The sequence below is a fragment of the Streptomyces sp. NBC_01390 genome (genome assembly GCF_045040105.1).
Taxonomy (GTDB): Bacteria; Actinomycetota; Actinomycetes; order Streptomycetales; family Streptomycetaceae; genus Streptomyces.
In genome coordinates, this window is the sequence record NZ_CP109551.1 from 10785814 (window position 1) to 10800722 (window position 14909).

The 14909-nt window shown below is 69.9% G+C and carries 15 protein-coding genes; 8 read left to right on the forward strand and 7 right to left on the reverse strand.

The features are described from left to right. The first annotated feature begins 33 nt into the window (after positions 1–33). The 3 genes from OG241_RS48045 (at position 34) to OG241_RS48055 (ending at position 2934) form a co-directional block, all read left to right on the forward strand. Positions 34–732 (forward strand): response regulator transcription factor, encoded by a 699-nt coding sequence (locus tag OG241_RS48045; RefSeq protein ID WP_319090827.1) that lies wholly within the window; start codon positions 34–36, stop codon positions 730–732. Further along, on the forward strand, positions 729–2195 hold the full coding sequence (locus OG241_RS48050; protein ID WP_405825244.1) for a sensor histidine kinase: 1467 nt from the start codon (positions 729–731) through the stop codon (positions 2193–2195). The genes OG241_RS48045 and OG241_RS48050 overlap by 4 nt, the downstream gene beginning before the upstream one ends. 94 nt (positions 2196–2289) lie before the next feature. Continuing rightward, positions 2290–2934 carry an NAD(P)H-dependent oxidoreductase gene (locus OG241_RS48055; protein ID WP_405825246.1) on the forward strand — a complete coding sequence of 215 codons (645 nt, stop codon included), beginning with the start codon at positions 2290–2292 and terminating at the stop codon, positions 2932–2934. 4 nt (positions 2935–2938) lie between these two features. Here the strand turns inward: OG241_RS48055 and OG241_RS48060 are convergent, their stop codons facing one another. Continuing rightward, complete coding sequence (locus tag OG241_RS48060; RefSeq protein ID WP_405825248.1) at positions 2939–3547, reverse strand: TetR/AcrR family transcriptional regulator; 609 nt, start codon at positions 3545–3547, stop codon at positions 2939–2941. Positions 3548–3568: 21 nt separating this feature from the next. Further along, positions 3569–5563 carry a discoidin domain-containing protein gene (locus OG241_RS48065; protein WP_405826840.1) on the reverse strand — a complete coding sequence of 665 codons (1995 nt, stop codon included), beginning with the start codon at positions 5561–5563 and terminating at the stop codon, positions 3569–3571. A gap of 394 nt (positions 5564–5957) precedes the next feature. Between OG241_RS48065 and OG241_RS48070 the strand changes: the two genes are divergently transcribed. Next, positions 5958–7157: an NAD(P)/FAD-dependent oxidoreductase gene (locus tag OG241_RS48070; RefSeq protein ID WP_405825249.1), complete on the forward strand. Its 1200-nt coding sequence runs from the start codon at positions 5958–5960 to the stop codon at positions 7155–7157. Between the two features lie 153 nt (positions 7158–7310). Next, the gene (locus OG241_RS48075) at positions 7311–8255 is read left to right on the forward strand and encodes an RNA polymerase sigma-70 factor (protein WP_405825251.1); all 945 of its coding nucleotides are present in this window, start codon (positions 7311–7313) and stop codon (positions 8253–8255) included. Between the two features lie 24 nt (positions 8256–8279). On the opposite strand, the gene OG241_RS48080 is transcribed toward OG241_RS48075, so the two are convergent. The 4 genes from OG241_RS48080 to OG241_RS48095 form a co-directional block, all read right to left on the reverse strand. Continuing rightward, entirely contained in the window at positions 8280–9215 is a 936-nt protein-coding gene (locus OG241_RS48080) for an alpha/beta hydrolase fold domain-containing protein (RefSeq protein WP_405825253.1), read from the reverse strand. An 87-nt stretch (positions 9216–9302) separates the two neighbouring features. Further along, the gene (locus OG241_RS48085; protein WP_405825255.1) at positions 9303–10112 is read right to left on the reverse strand and encodes an SAM-dependent methyltransferase; all 810 of its coding nucleotides are present in this window, start codon (positions 10110–10112) and stop codon (positions 9303–9305) included. Between the two features lie 260 nt (positions 10113–10372). Beyond that, positions 10373–10618 carry a DUF397 domain-containing protein gene (locus OG241_RS48090; RefSeq protein WP_405825257.1) on the reverse strand — a complete coding sequence of 82 codons (246 nt, stop codon included), beginning with the start codon at positions 10616–10618 and terminating at the stop codon, positions 10373–10375. A 3-nt stretch (positions 10619–10621) separates the two neighbouring features. Continuing rightward, the gene (locus tag OG241_RS48095) at positions 10622–11443 is read right to left on the reverse strand and encodes a helix-turn-helix domain-containing protein (RefSeq protein WP_405826842.1); all 822 of its coding nucleotides are present in this window, start codon (positions 11441–11443) and stop codon (positions 10622–10624) included. A gap of 299 nt (positions 11444–11742) precedes the next feature. Between OG241_RS48095 and OG241_RS48100 the strand changes: the two genes are divergently transcribed. Both OG241_RS48100 and OG241_RS48105 read left to right on the forward strand, forming a co-directional pair. Next, positions 11743–12333: a DUF6624 domain-containing protein gene (locus OG241_RS48100; RefSeq protein WP_405825259.1), complete on the forward strand. Its 591-nt coding sequence runs from the start codon at positions 11743–11745 to the stop codon at positions 12331–12333. A gap of 58 nt (positions 12334–12391) precedes the next feature. Beyond that, positions 12392–13372, forward strand: coding sequence for an SDR family oxidoreductase (locus OG241_RS48105; protein WP_405825261.1), 981 nt, complete (start codon positions 12392–12394; stop codon positions 13370–13372). Positions 13373–13419: 47 nt separating this feature from the next. Here the strand turns inward: OG241_RS48105 and OG241_RS48110 are convergent, their stop codons facing one another. Next, positions 13420–13977, reverse strand: a complete 558-nt coding sequence (locus tag OG241_RS48110) for a hypothetical protein (protein WP_405825263.1) — start codon at positions 13975–13977, stop codon at positions 13420–13422. A gap of 207 nt (positions 13978–14184) precedes the next feature. Between OG241_RS48110 and OG241_RS48115 the strand changes: the two genes are divergently transcribed. Next, on the forward strand, positions 14185–14880 hold the full coding sequence (locus OG241_RS48115) for a L,D-transpeptidase family protein (RefSeq protein ID WP_405825265.1): 696 nt from the start codon (positions 14185–14187) through the stop codon (positions 14878–14880). The last annotated feature ends 29 nt before the right edge of the window (positions 14881–14909 follow it).

Sequence of the window (14909 nt, forward strand, 5' to 3'; positions counted from 1 at the left end):
GGTGCTGCGAGCGGCGTGCAGCAGTATGAGCACGTGGAAAAAGTACGACTTCTCGTCGTGGACGACGACCCGCCCATCGCCGACCTGGTCGCGACGGTCGCCCGCTACGAGGGCTGGGAGGCGGTCGCCGCGTACTCCGGTGAGGAGGCGCTGACCAGGGCCGCCGAGTTCCGTCCCGACATCGTGGTGCTCGACCTGATGCTCCCGGGTCTCGACGGCTTCGCCGTGCTCGACCGGTTGCGGCTGTCGGGCACGATGGTTCCCGTGGTCTTCCTCACCGCCCGTGACGGAGTCGCCGACCGGGTCGCGGGACTCACCCGGGGCGGCGACGACTACCTGGTCAAACCCTTCGCCGTGGAGGAGCTGATGGCCAGACTGCGGACCGTGCTGCGCCGCAGCGCCGGCCCCGGTTTCCAGCGTTCCGTGCTCCGGGTGGCCGACCTCACGATGGACGAGGACACCCGTGAGGTGAGGCGTGGCGACAAGCGGCTCACACTCACCCCGACCGAGTACGAGGTGCTGCGCTACCTGATGCGCAAGTCACCGACCGTCCTCACCAAGGCGCAGATCCTCGACCATGTCTGGGAGTACGGCTTCGGCGGCCGCTCCAACGTCGTGGAACTGGTCGTCAGCAGGCTGCGCCGCAAGCTCGACGACCCCGACCAGCACGACGAACCGCTGATCCACACCGTGCGGGGCGTCGGCTACGTGGTCCGGCAGGTCGGCGAGTGATCCGCCGCGCCCGGGAGAACTACCGCAGGCTGCGGCTGGGCACGCGGCTGGCGCTGGGCATGGGCGTGCTCTCGCTGGTCGTGTTCGCCGTCGTCGGCGCGTCGCTCTCGATGTACATGCGGGAGTACCTGGTACGTCAGCTCAGCGACCAGATGTCGCACGTCCAGACCAGCCAGGCCAAGGACGTAGTGGTGTACGGCGGCGTCAAGGACAAGCCCTACTGGGGCTGGTACAGCGCCTCGTACAAGATCTCGGGTCCGGAACCCGTCCTCCGCAAGCCCGCCGACCTGCCGCCGGACGCCAGTGAACTCCTCGCCGCCGCCGAGATCGTACGGGCCACGGGCGCCGAGCCCGTGCTGCGCACCGCACGTATCGGCGGGGCCAGCTACCGGCTGCGCGCCTGCGAGGTCGAGGACGGGGTCGTGCTGGTCACCGCGGCTCCCCTGGGGGACATCGAGGACACCATGGAACGGCTGGTCACGGTCCAGGTCGTCGCCTTCGCGCTCGCCCTCCTCGGCCTCGTGGTCCTCGGCCGCGCGGTGCTGCGCCGCGGCCTCAGGCCGCTCAGCGACATGGCCCACACCGCCCGCGGCATCACCTCCCACGACTTCACCGACTCCGCCCGGCTGCCCGTACGCGCCGACCGGGCCGACGGCGGCCCCGAGGTCGAGGAACTGCGCACCGCGTTCAACACCATGCTCGAACACATCGACGACTCCCTCGCCGTGCGCACCGAGGCCGAACAGCGCCTGCGCCGCTTCGTCGCCGACGCCTCGCACGAGCTGCGCACACCCCTGATGTCGGTACGGGGCTACGCGGACCTCTTCCAGTACGCCGCCGCCAACGAGCCCGGCGAACGGGACAGGCACCTGGCCCGGCTGCGCGCCGAGGCGGCCCGAATGGGTGTCCTGCTCGACGACCTGCTGCTGCTCGCGCGGCTGGACGCGGCCCAGGTCGAGACCCCGCTGCGCCCGGAGAGCGCCGACCTGGTCGAACTGGCCGGCCAGGCGGCGGACGCCTTCCGCGCGGGCCACCCGGAACGCCCCCTGACGGTGACGGCACCCCCGAAGGAACTGCGGCTGCGTCTCGACCCGCTGCGTATCCGGCAGGTCCTGGACAACCTGCTGACCAACGCGGCCGTGCACACGCCCGCAGGTACGGCGGTGTCCCTGGAGGTGCGGGTCGACGACGGCCACGCCGTGGTCCGGGTCGTCGACGCGGGCCCCGGCATCCCGGCCGCCGACCAGGACCGGGTCTTCGACCGTTTCTACCGGGTCGACAAGGCCCGCAGCCGTGACCGGGGCGGCAGCGGTCTCGGACTCGCGGTCGCCCTGTCCCTGGTCCGGGCGCACGGCGGCACCCTCGACCTGACCAGCCGCCCCGGCGAGACCGCCTTCACCCTGCGCATCCCGCTCGACAGGACGGACAGAACAGACAGGACGGACAAGCCACTGAACAGCTGATCCAACAGGGCAGCAATGCGAACACAACGATTCAACTGAACACAACGACTCGGTCCGACGGCTCAGCACGGACGATCTGAGGAGACCCCCCACCGTGAACATACTGATCGTTTTCGCCCACCCCGAACTCTGCTCCTTCAACGGCGCGTTGAAGGTCAGAGCCGTGGACGTCCTGAAGCGGGCCGGGCACGAGGTCGTGGTCAGCGACCTGTACAGGCTCGGCTGGAAGGCGGCGGTCGACGCCGAGGACTTCCCCGGAGTCTGGACCGACCCCGACTTCCTGGATGTCGCGGCCGAGCAGGAACGCGTGTCGGCGGCGCACGAGACCCCGCCCGACGTCCTCGCGGAGCAGGAGAAGGTCACCCGGTGCGATCTGATGATCCTCCAGTTCCCGCTGTGGTGGTCCGGAATGCCGGCCATCCTCAAGGGTTGGATCGACCGCACGATGGCCCGCGGCTTCGCCTACGGAGAGGGACGCGCCTACGGCACCGGCCAACTGAAGGGCAGACGCGCCCTGGTGTGCACGACCACGGGCACCACTTCGGGCCTGTACGGCGAGGGCGGTACCGACGAGGACCTGGACCGCGCCCTCTGGCCCATCCACCACGGCATCCTCGGCTGCCTCGGCTTCGACGTCCTCCCGCCGTTCGTTGCCCGCGCCCCGGGGGAGGCGTCGGCGAAGCAGCGGGAGGAGTACCTCACGGAGTACGCCGAACGGCTGCTGGCCGTAGCCCTGTAGCCCGCTACTCGGGTACGGCCTGCTCCCGGACGAGGGAGGCCACATGGTCGGTGACCGTGTCGAGGATCTCCGCGCAGGCCTTCTCGTCGCCGAGGGCCAGGAAGTTGAGCGTCAGCCCGTCCGTCATCGTGGCCAGATAGCGGGCCAACACCGGGACGGGCACGCTCAGTTCGAACGCCATGGTCTCGCGCAGCTGCTCCAGCAGTTCGGCGTACGTCTCGGCGTACAGCTCGTACTGCCGGCGGGCCAGATGCGCGAACCCCGGCTCGCGCAGGGCGTACTGGGTGAGTTCGTACGTCAGCAGGTGCTGGCCCGGGTGGGCCGCCACATGGTCCCAGTACGCCCTGAAGCCCGCCCTGATGGTCTCCCGCAGGGTGGACTGGGGCTGGATCGCCTCACGCACCACATCGACGTAGTGGTCCATGATCGTCGTGATGACCGACTCGATCAGGGCCTGCTTGGAGTCGAAGCAGTAGTGGAAGACGCTCAGCGACACGCCTGCCTCGGCCGCGATGGACCGGGTCGTCGTCCTGGGGACGCCGTCCCGGGTCATCGCGCGGATGGCCGCCTCGGTCAGCTGCCGGCGCCGCTCGGCCGACGGCTTGCGTGCCATGAACTCCCCCTAGGTCGGAACTCAGCTGCTGTAGACACCTACTTCGTAGAGTGAGTATCCCCAGTCCGTGCCCCGATCCAGTCCGTGGACGCGCACATAACGGGCCGGGACTCCCGAGAACTGCGCGGTGTCCAGGCCGCCGTCGCCGGCGGTCGTGGACCAGGCGGTCTGCCAGGTCGTCCCGTCGGTCGAGACCTCGATGCGGTACGACTTGCCGAACGCCTTCTCCCAGTCGAGGGTGACCCGCTTGACCACGTTCGTGGAACCGAGGTCGAGCTGGAGCCACTGGTCGTCGCTCCAGTCGCTCGCCCAACGGCTGCCCGAGTCGCCGTCCACGGCCTGGCCCGGCTGGTAGCTGGTGACCGGGTTCGACTCCGACGAACTGGCCGTAGCCGTCACGCCCTTGGCGAGGTTCACCCCGGCCTTGTGGGCCTCCGCGGCGCCCCAGGTGTCGAGGTAGGACTCGGCGCCCCGGAACAGGTCGCTCACCGCGTCCGCGCCGCCGACCTGCCGGATGTCCTGGATCCAGTCCGGGATCAGGCCGACGTGCGCGGCACCGTCCGTGTTGATGTCCCAGGTGCGGGACCCGGTGGTCTGCCGGTCGATCACCGAGCCGCCGTCGACACTGGTGAAGGGGTACGTCACCGTCGTACCGGTGTCCGTGCCGCGCGGGGCGGGGTGGTCACCGATGCCGTTGAAGTCGGTGCCGTAGCCGTAGCCCTTGTCGTACTTGGTGCGCAGGGCGTCGGTGCGCGCGGCCTCCGCGACGAACTCCTTGGAGGAGTGCATGTACTGGGCGATGAAGCCGCCGAGACCGTAGACCCGGTCGGTCCAGTTGAGGTCCATCCAGCTGTGCGAGGAGAGGATGCCCGGGTAGGCCTCCGCCGCGAAGATGTCCATCGCCTGACCGGCGGCCTTGACCCCCATGTGGTCGATCTCCAGCATCATCTTGCGCTTCACCATGCCGCGCACCGCGTACTCGCCGAGCGAGGTGAGCCCGCGCTTGTTGCACTGCGCGTCCGAGGAGTACGTGGGCAGTTCGGTGCCCTCCGGGAGATCCTCCGTCGCGCTGGTCGCCGTGGCGCCGCCGATGGGGTTGTCGTGCATCGCGGACGTGCACTTCTCCGTCTGCCAGAAGGTGCCCGTCGACAGGAACTGGCCGACGTTGATCGCCGTACCGAGACCGCCCTCGTCGAACCGCACCCCGCACAGCGCGTTGTCGAACTTGTGGCACAGGAACATGCTGCGCACACCGAGGCCGTACAGCTCGTCGAGGCCCTTGTCGATGTCGGCCTTGCTGCACTGTGCGATGTCCAGGATCTGCTTGCAGCCGAAGGGCTCGGACGTCTCGACACCGAGGACGACGGCCAGCTTGCCCTGCTTGATCACCTCACGGGCCTGCGCGCTGTCCGTGACGATCCGGAACCAGCCCTTGCCGGTGCCGCCGTACTGGGCGTCGATGAAGTCCTGGAGCTGGTACGTCAGTTTCGCCTGGAGGCGGATGGACGTCATCTCGTCGCAGCTGCGGTCCTTGAAGAAGTAGACCGAGCAGATCATGCCGTTGGTGACCAGGTCGTTGACCAGCACACGCTGGCCGCCGCGCCAGGCACGCTCGACCCAGGCGTAGTAGTTCGCCTGATGGGTCATCGAGTCGTACGCGGGCCAGTCCTTGAACGTCGGATAGCCGACCGGGTCGTGCTTGCCGTCGCCGCCGTGGGTGATGTAGTCGAACACCGCGAAGGTGCCGTCGGGGTAGTGCTCGGGACAGTCCTTGAGCGCGTCGGCGATCCCGCTGGTGGAGAAGACCTTCCCGCAGATGAGCCGCCCGCCGAAGGCCTCGTTGGAGAACAGGTGGTTGTGCGCGTCGACGAACCCCTGTACCTCGCCCTGGGAGTTGGTGCCCTTGAAGGGCTCACCCGTGACATTGATCTGGGAGTCGGGCGTCGGGCGCGCGGTCGGCGTCCACCAGTCCGTGCCGGCCGCCGAGCTGGGCCCCGTACCGAGGACCAGCGCCATTACAGCGAGCAGCAGGGGCAGCACGGTAAGGGGTCTGCGACCGCGACGCGGGCGAGGGGGGAAAGCAGGCTCGGTCATCACTCACGTCCTCGCACAGAGGTTGTCATGGCTCGCGCAAATCTGTGATGAGGATCGCTACAGCAGGGTGATGGAGTCAATAGTCCGGGACGCTTGACCTGATAGCCGAAGTGGCCGTAACGGCGGTTATCCGCGCGTAAACGGCGAGCCAAGTGCTCACCAACCAGGGGCCAACTGGGTGGCAACTGCGCAAGGTGCTGCGCATGCCCTCGGCGAAAGAAAGAAAAAGTCCCCGAACCTGTCACAACCCTCGCCCAGCCGGTGTCTTGAGGCCGAACCCCATCCAAGGGGCGACCGTCGAAGCGGAGGAGACACCATGAGCGGCAACACCGAAGTGGTCGTGATCGGCGGCGGTTACGCCGGAGTCATGGCGGCCAACCGGCTGACACAGCGAGCCGACGTGACCGTCACCCTGATCAATCCGCGCCCGGCCTTCGTCGACCGGATCCGCCTCCACCAACTCGTCGGCGGCACCCACGACGCGGTCACCGACTACCGGAAGATCCTGGCCCAGGACGTCCGGCTGATGGTGGACACCGTGACCCGGATCGACACGGCCGGGCGCGGTGTCACGCTCGAGAGCGGCGCCACCGTCGGCTACGACCACCTGGTCTACGCCGTGGGCAGCGGCAGCGCCGACCCCCGCGTCCCCGGCGCCGCCGAGTTCGCGTACCCGATCGCCGGCCTGGAGGAGGCACAGCGGCTCCGGCCGGCCCTCGACGCCGCGCCCGCCTCGGCCCCGGTGACCGTGGTCGGCGCCGGTCCGACCGGCATCGAGACCGCCGCCGAGCTCGCCGAACAGGGCCGCACCGTGACCCTGGTGTGCGGCGGCCTGCTCGGCCTGTCCCTCCATCCGCGGGGCCGGCGCGCGGTGGCCAGGCGGCTCGCCGCACTCGGGGTGAGCGTGCTCGACGGCCCCGGCACGAAGGTGACGGAGGTGACCCGCGACGCCGTACGCCTCGCCGGTGGCCGCGAGCTGCCGAGCGCGGTGACCGTCTGGACCGCCGGATTCGGGGTGCCGGACCTGGCAGCCCGCAGCGGACTGCGCACCGATGCCCTGGGCCGTCTGCTCACCGACGAGACACTGACGAGCGTCGACGACGAGCGCGTCGTCGCGGCCGGGGACTCGGCGGCCCCGTCGGACCTGCCGTTCCGGATGAGCTGCCAGGCGGCGGTCCAGCTGGGCCCGCAGGCCGCCGAGACGGTGCTCAGCCGCATCGCGGGGGAGCGGCCCGCCGCCATCGACGTGGGGTTCGTCGCCACCTGCATCAGCCTGGGGCGTCACGCCGGCGTCTTCCAGATCATGGGCAGGGACGACACGGCCAAGAGGTACTACCTCGGCGGCCGGACCGGCGCAAAGGTCAAGGAACTCATCTGCAGGAGCATCCCCTGGCAGCTGTCGTACGAGGCACGCAAGCCCGGCGCGCACACCTGGTGGAGCAAGGACGCCAAGCGCCGCCAGCTCCTCCGGGCCAGGGCCGACCAGGAAAGGGTCACCGCCGAGCGGGCAGCCTGAGACACCGCCCGGCGTGTCAGCGCCGGGCGCCGGGCAGTGTTCCCCTGCCGATCGCACGGCTGTCGACGACAACGAAAAGGACCCTGCTGTGGAATCACGCCCGAGAACCGACGGCGGCCGACGCCAGCCCCCGCGCCGGACAGTGGCCGGGACATGAGCGACCGCACCACGGGCCCTGGCACCGACCCGGCTCCCGGCACCGACCCGGCACCCGGGACCGACCCCGCGACCGAGACGTTCGTCGCCCACCGCAACCTGCTCTTCACCGTCGCCTACGAGATGCTCGGGTCGGCGGCCGACGCCGAGGACGTCCTCCAGGAGACCTGGCTGCGCTGGGTCGCGGTCGACCTCGCACAGGTCCGCGACCAGCGCGCCTACCTGGTCCGGATCACGACCCGCCAGTCCCTCAACCGGCTGCGCACGATGAGCCGACGCAAGGAGGCCTACGTCGGTCAGTGGCTGCCCGAGCCGCTGCTCACCGCGCCGGACGTGGCCGATGACGTCGAACTCGCCGAGAGCGTCTCGATGGCCCTGATGCTGGTGCTCGAAACCCTCTCGCCGACCGAACGCGCCGTCTTCGTGCTCCGCGAGGTCTTCGACACGGGCTACGACGAGATCGCCGCCGCCGTCGACAAGACTCCCGCGGCCGTCCGGCAGATCGCCCACCGCGCCCGTCGGCACGTCGATGCCCGCCGCCCCCGCCGGCAGGTCTCGGCCGAGGAGACCCGGGCCGTCCATGAATCGTTCCGGCGTGTACTGGAGACCGGGGACCCGCGGGCTCTCCTGGAAGTACTCGCTCCGGACGTCGTCATGGTGAACGACGGCGGTGGAATCAAACAGGCGGCGCTGCGCCCGATCACCGGCGCCGAGAAGGTGGCCCGGTTCCTGGTCGGCGTCCTGGGCAAGAACAAGGCCCCGATCACCGTCGCCCCCACCGTGGTCAACGGCGGCCCGGCGCTCGTCGTGCACCTGGACGGTGAGCTCGACGGCATCTTGGCGATGCGCGTCGAGAACGCCCTGGTCACAGGCCTCTACTACGTCCGCAACCCGGAGAAACTGACCCGGGCCGAGACGGAGACCCCGCTCACCCTGCGCTGAACGCCGAGGGCCGGCGGCGCGGGGTCAGAGGGCCGCCGTGGCCTGCCGTACGTGGTCGGCGACGAGGGGGTAGACCTCCCGGGCCTTCTCCTCGTCGTCGAGGTCGTAGCCGTGGTCGACCCCGGCCATGTCGAGGTGCTCGACCAGCGATCCCACCTGGCGCAGCCGCTCGGCGTAGCGCACGGCCTCCGCCCGGAGGCGGTCGTGCGCCGCGGTGACGACCAGGGCCGGGGCGATGCCCTTGAGGTCCGCGGTCTCCTTCGGGTGGGCGGGGGAGACGAGCCGGTCGGTGCGTTCGCGCGGGTCCGGTACGTACGCGCTGTCGAACACCTCGCCCATCCACGGGCGCAGCATCGGCTTGGCGATCGCCGCCCGCTTGTCCTTCGCCGCGGTCGCCAGGTCGAGGGGCGCGTAGTGCAGGACCTGGAGCGCGATCGCGGGGCCGCCCTCCTCCAGGGACTGGCGGGCCACGGCCGCGGCGAGACCGCCGCCGGCGCTCTGCCCGCCCACGGTCAGCCGGGCACCGTCCCAGCCGTGCTCGGCGCCGTGCGCCGCGATCCACCGGACGACCTCGTACGCCTGCCGGGGCGGGGCCGGGAACGGGTGCTGCGGGGCGACGACATAGTCGACGTTGACGACCACCACGCCCGCCAGTGCGGCCACGGCACGGCAGAAGGCGTCGTCCGACTCCGTCAACGGCATGATGAATCCGCCGCCGTGGAAGTTGACGTGGACCGGCGGGGCCGGGTCCTCGGTCGCCGGCCGGTAGACCACGACCCGGGCCGGGGCGACCGAGGTCGGGATCGTCAACTCAGCTGTGGCACGCGGGAATTCGGGAAGGCGAGCGTGGGACGCGGCGGCGGAGCCCCGCCCGCTGGGCCGTCGGTCCGCCAGCATGACGAGACGTTGCAACACCTTGGCGATGAGGGAGGCCACCGCAGGCCTGGCGAGGAGGGACATGCGGTTCCGTTCGGTCGGGCTATTGCCAGGAATCCTGTCGATCGACAGGATGACATTAAACATGGCCGACCGGTACAGCGGAAGCGGCTACGCCTTGTAGGCGATGCCTCCGTACACATCTGTCGGCTGCGGAGAGGTGCCCGGCTCCGGGCGCCACAGGGGGCAGGAGACGATGCCCGGCTCCACCAGTTCCAGACCCTCGTAGAGCGCGGAGAGCTTGTCCGGGCTGCGCAGCACGTACGGGACGGCGCCCGTGTCGTCGTACCCCTGCTGGGCGCGCTTGAGCTCCTCGTCGGTGTCCGTGCTGTCGTAGTGCACGAAGTAGCTGCCCGGCGGCAGGGCCGCCTGGAGGCGTCGCGTGATCGCCTTGGCCTCCTCCCAGTCCTGGATGTGGCCGAGGATGCCCATCAGCATCAGCGCCACCGGCTGGTCGAAGTCCAGATACCGGCGAGCCGCCTCGATGATCTTCTCGGGTTCGTGCAGGTCCGCGTCGATGTAGTCGGTGGTGCCCTCGGGGGTGCTGGTGAGCAGGGCCTGTGCGTGCCGCAGGACGAGCGGGTCGTTGTCGACGTAGACGATGCGCGACTCGGGGGCCACCTTCTGGGCGACCTGGTGCGTGTTGTCGTACGTCGGCAGGCCGGTGCCGATGTCGAGGAACTGGCGGATGCCGCACTCGCGGGCCACGAAGGTGACCGCGCGGATGAGATAGGTGCGCGAGGCGCGTGCCATCGTCTCGATGTCGGGGGCGATCTCGCGGTACTCGTCGCCTGCCGCGCGGTCGACCTCGTAGTTGTCCTTGCCGCCCATCCAGTAGTTCCAGATGCGGGCGGAGTGGGGCACCGTGGTGTCGATCTTGGACAGTGCTTCCTGGTCGGGGGTGGGCCGGCCTTCTGTCATCGGAGTTCTCCTGACTTGCCTCGCGCGGACATCGTCAACCTATCGTCAACTGCCTTTTCAATCATGGGAGTTGGGACAGGTGGGGCGCGGGGACACGGATGCGGCGAGGCCGCGCGACGGCGCGGTGGCGCGTCAACTCCCTCAGTCTGTACGGGACTCCCGCACGGCGGGAGTCCACGAACGGGTGGTCCGGTTGTGCGGATGTGGTGGTGCGCCGTACGCGGACAGCTCGCGCCGGAGGCGTACGGCGGGCCGAGGTGTCAGGCGATCAGGAAGTCCGCCTGGCCGGACTTGGCGCCCTCCAGGAACGACACGATCTCGTCCCGGGAGTAGACCAGCGCGGGCCCGTCGGGGTCCTTGGACTGCCGGAAGGCGACACTGCCGTCGGGCAGTCGCTTGGCCTCGACGCAGCTTCCGCCGTTGGTGCCGCTCCAGGGCTTGTGCCAGCCCTCGGAGCCGAGTTCGGACGCGGGCATGCCGCTGTGGACGGGGTTGTCGGTTGCCATGGTTCACAACTCCTTACGCAGTGCTGCCAGGATCTCCCTGGTCCGAGCGACCGGGTCCGCCTGAACGGACATCCGGTCCAGTACCTCCAGGTAGGTCACGACGTCGGCGGGCTGGTCGAAGTACTGCGCGCCGGCGAGGCTCTCCGTGTAGACGACGTCGGGCAGTTCGGAGAAGCCGAAGCGGAAGTAGTGGAAGGGACCGAAGGCTCCCGGATGCGGACCCGCGGCGAAGCGCATGATCTGGAGCCGGACCTTCGGATACTCCAACACCTCACTGAGGTGATCGATCTGAGCCCGCATCACCTCGGCCCCGCCCACGGGCCTGCGCAGCACGGTCTCGTCCAGTACGGCCCAGACGGCGGGCGCCTCGGGCTTGTCGAGCAGATCCTGGCGCTTCAGCCGCAGGGCGACCCGGCGCCGGATGTCCTCGGGACTGTCGTTGGGGAAGCCGATGCGCAGCAGCGCGACGGCGTAGTCCTCGGTCTGCAACAGGCCGGGGACGTAGTGGGGTTCGTAGAGCCGGATGACGGTGGCTTCGCTCTCCAGGCTCACATAGGCGCTGAACCAGTCCGGCAGCACATCGCGGTACGAGTACCACCAGCCCGGCTGGTTGGCCTCCCTGGCTAGGTGGAGGAAGTCGTCGATCTCCTTGGCCCGGACCCCGTAGGTGCTGAGCAGCTCCCTCACGTAGGGGATGCGGAGGCCGACCTCGGCCTTCTCCATCCGGCGGACCGTCAACGGCGTGACCTCGATCGCCCGTGCGGCGTCCTCGAACGAGACCCCTGCCCGCTCCCGCAGCTGCCTCAGCCGCTTGCCGAGGACCATCCGAAGGACGGTGGGGGCACTTCCGCCTGAGCGGTTGTCGCTCACGTGGGACCTCCGGGGACAGCCGTCACAGCGGGCAGTGTGCCATGTCTTCGGTTGACACCGACAGGGCTTTGCGCTTCATTCTGAAATTATCAGAACGAAGGTTGCGAGCTGTGCCTGTCGGTCACCATAGTGATCGGGTGACCTGCCGTACATCGCGCGGTGGTGTCACCGAAACCCGTCCCCCGCCGGGAAGTTGACGTCCCGACAGATCCGGACGAGTACGTAGCCCCACCCCGAAGTGATGCGAGACCTGGATGGCCCCCGTGACGCACGGACAACCGAGAAGCCCCGGCGCGGCCGAGCCGCGACACGGCGCTCTGGCCGCCGAACTGGTGCGCCGGGCCGAGGAGGACCAGCGGCTGACCCGGCTGGCCCGCGAGACGCCCACGGCGCTCAACCGGCACTTCGTCACCCGGTGCCGGGGCGCCAACGCCGACGCCCTCAGATCGGTCGTGGCCCGGCGCGGCTGGCCCCAGGCCGCCCAGGTCGGCGAGCCCGCCTCGACGGCGGCGCTGATGATCCTTCTGCACACCGCCGACCTCGGCTTCCAGCTCACCTGCCGCGACCTGATCGCGGAGGCGGTGGCGGACGGCGGCTGTCCGGCCGTGCACCACGCCTACATCGCCGACCACTGCGCGGTCGAGCTGGGCCAGCCGCAGTTCTACGGCACCCGCATCAACGCGGACACCCTGTGCCCGTACCCGATCCGCCACCCCGAGACGGTCGAGGAGCGCCGCGAGGACGTGGGCCTGGACCCGCTGGCGGAGCAGCTGCCCGCCCTGCGGCATGTCGTGAGCGGAATACCCGACAGCGGATGTCCGGTATCAGCGACACCCTGGACGTGACGCCGGCCCGCAGACCGGGTCGGTCGGGCTTGCGGTCACGCACGGAGGAGACACGGACATGCCGAGGACGACGGACAGCCCCCTGGACGGGCAACAGGACGCAGGGGCTCAAGGCGCAGGGGCTCAGGGCGGGAAGCTCGCGGGCAGGGTCGCCCTGGTCGCCGGGGCGACCCGCGGGGCCGGGCGCGGCATCGCCGTGGAGCTCGGGGCCGCCGGGGCCACCGTCTACGTGACCGGCCGCAGCACCCGGCAGCAGCGCTCCGAGTACGACCGGCCGGAGACCATCGAGGACACGGCCGACCTGGTCACCGCCGCGGGCGGCCACGGCATCGCCGTACCCACCGACCATCTGGACCCGGCGCAGGTACGGGTGCTGGTGGACCGGGTGGCCGAGGAGCAGGGCCGGCTCGATGTCCTGGTCAACGACATCTGGGGCGGCGAGAACCTCTTCGACTGGGAGAGCCCGGTGTGGGAGCACGACCTCGACAAGGGGCTGCGGCTGCTGCGGCTGGCCGTCGAGACACACGCGATCACCAGCCACCACGCCCTGCCCCTGCTGCTGCGCAACCCCGGTGGCCTGGTCGTCGAGATGACCGACGGCACCGCCGACTACAACCGGGACACCTACCGGACCTCCTTCTTCTACGACCTCGCCAAGTCGTCCGTCCTGCGCATGGGCTTCGCCCTCGGCCACGAACTGGGCCCGCGCGGCGCCACCGCCGTGGCGCTGACCCCGGGCTGGCTGCGCTCCGAGATGATGCTCGAACACTTCGGCGTCCGCGAGGAGAACTGGCGGGACGCCCTGGAACGCGTCCCGCACTTCGCCATCTCGGAGACCCCGCGTTTCGTGGGCCGCGCCGTGACGGCTCTGGCGGCCGACCCGGACGTGTCCCGCTGGAACGGCGAGTCCCTCTCCAGCGGCGGGCTCGCCAAGGTCTACGGCTTCACCGACCTCGACGGCAGCCGTCCGGACGCCTGGCGCTATGTGATCGAGGTCCAGGACGCGGGGAAACCGGCGGACACGGCCGGATACCGGTAGAGACAGCACTCGTCAGGTGAATCATCCGCTGATGCGCAGGCGCGGGCCTACGCATCAGTCGCCGTCGCCGGTGGTCCCCCGGCCGGGACCACCGGCCAGCGGGCGGAGTGGCCCGGTGGCAGCGCCAGGTCGCTGCGAACGGCCGCGTAGTAGCCCTCACGTCCGGACCGCTGGCGTTGCAGCAGCACCTGCCAGGCGCGCGGATCCTCGGTCCGCTCGCGCAGGAACGCCTCCATCTCCAGCAGTGTGGCGACCCACTCCCGGGCCTTCGCCACCACCTCGGGGTCGCCCAGCAGAAGCAGGGCCTCCCCGTACGGGTCCCTGGCGACGGTGGCCTCGGCGATGAGCGGCGCCGCCTCCTCGGGCGTCAGGGGATGCGGATGCGGGTCGTTGCCGAGGCCCGCCGCGACCCGGTAGGTCAGCGTGACCGACTTCTTGAGCACCCGTGCGTAGTCGGTGTACACCGACAGCCGCCGCTCCTCCCACCGCGCCTCCCGTTCGCGCGTGAAGCGGACCCGCTCCCCTCGTGCGATGGCCCAGTAGGAGCCGAGGGCTCCGATGACGACACCTATGAGAGCGGGGAGTTGCTGAATGAACGCGGACATGTCCGAACGCTATCTGCCCAGTTGATCGCCGGGACAGTACGGTCGGACCATGACACCGCGGCGGGGCACGACATGGGCGGGCCACGGGAGTGTCACCGTTTCGTCCCGGCCCGGGCGGATCCACAACCGATCAGCCGGAACAGCGGTCTAGCAAGCAGAGAACGTTCATGACAACCCGCTCGCAGCACGCAGGAGAGAGGTACCGACATGGGGGACGTACGCAGACGAGGGGTCGTCGCGCTCGGAGTCGCGGGGCTCGTGGCGCCGCTCGCGCTGGTGGCCACCGCCGCCCCGGCGCAGGCCGCGAGCTGCACGACGCAGACCGGCCCGTACCAGAAGAAGGTGGAGAAGTTCCTCGGGCGGCCCGTCGACGGTGTGCAGTCCGCCGCCGACTGCAAGGCCACCCAGAACTTCCAGAAGAAGCACGGCATCACTCCCAGCGCGGGCTACGCGGGCTCCGTCACCTGGGGCGTGATGGACCTGATGCTGAAGCAGCGGGCCGTCGGGAACAACCCCAACAAGGAAGGCAAGTGCCCGACCAACAAGGGCCGTATCGCCTGCGTCAACCTCACGCTCCAGCTGAGCTGGATCCAGGACGGCAGCCGCCTCGTCTACGGCCCGGTGCCGGTCCGCACCGGCCGCGACGGCTACGAGACCCGCACCGGACTGAAGAAGATCTACTGGCGGGACATCGACCACGTCTCGAACATCTACAACGTGCCGATGCCCTACAGCCAGTTCTTCGACGGCGGGCAGGCCTTCCACTCCGTCGGCCTCAGCATGTGGAACCCCCCGGGCTCGCACGGCTGCGTCAACATGACGAAGACGACCGCCAAGAAGTACTGGTCGCTGCTGAAGAACGGCGACGACGTCTTCGTGTACGGGCGCAAGCCGGGCACCTGAGGCACCCGGCCGACCCTCGTACCGTGCCC

Bases quoted from the DNA above. Each gene is read 5' to 3' on its own strand.
- OG241_RS48110 (WP_405825263.1), bottom strand. From the start codon at position 13,977: ATGTCCGCGTTCATTCAGCAACTCCCCGCTCTCATAGGTGTCGTCATC.
- OG241_RS48085 (WP_405825255.1), bottom strand. From the start codon at position 10,112: ATGACAGAAGGCCGGCCCACCCCCGACCAGGAAGCACTGTCCAAGATC.
- OG241_RS48065 (WP_405826840.1), bottom strand. From the start codon at position 5,563: ATGGCGCTGGTCCTCGGTACGGGGCCCAGCTCGGCGGCCGGCACGGAC.
- OG241_RS48070 (WP_405825249.1), top strand. From the start codon at position 5,958: ATGAGCGGCAACACCGAAGTGGTCGTGATCGGCGGCGGTTACGCCGGA.
- OG241_RS48080 (WP_405825253.1), bottom strand. From the start codon at position 9,215: ATGTCCCTCCTCGCCAGGCCTGCGGTGGCCTCCCTCATCGCCAAGGTG.
- OG241_RS48075 (WP_405825251.1), top strand. From the start codon at position 7,311: ATGAGCGACCGCACCACGGGCCCTGGCACCGACCCGGCTCCCGGCACC.
- OG241_RS48115 (WP_405825265.1), top strand. From the start codon at position 14,185: ATGGGGGACGTACGCAGACGAGGGGTCGTCGCGCTCGGAGTCGCGGGG.
- OG241_RS48060 (WP_405825248.1), bottom strand. From the start codon at position 3,547: ATGGCACGCAAGCCGTCGGCCGAGCGGCGCCGGCAGCTGACCGAGGCG.
- OG241_RS48100 (WP_405825259.1), top strand. From the start codon at position 11,743: ATGGCCCCCGTGACGCACGGACAACCGAGAAGCCCCGGCGCGGCCGAG.
- OG241_RS48095 (WP_405826842.1), bottom strand. From the start codon at position 11,443: ATGGTCCTCGGCAAGCGGCTGAGGCAGCTGCGGGAGCGGGCAGGGGTC.
- OG241_RS48090 (WP_405825257.1), bottom strand. From the start codon at position 10,618: ATGGCAACCGACAACCCCGTCCACAGCGGCATGCCCGCGTCCGAACTC.
- OG241_RS48105 (WP_405825261.1), top strand. From the start codon at position 12,392: ATGCCGAGGACGACGGACAGCCCCCTGGACGGGCAACAGGACGCAGGG.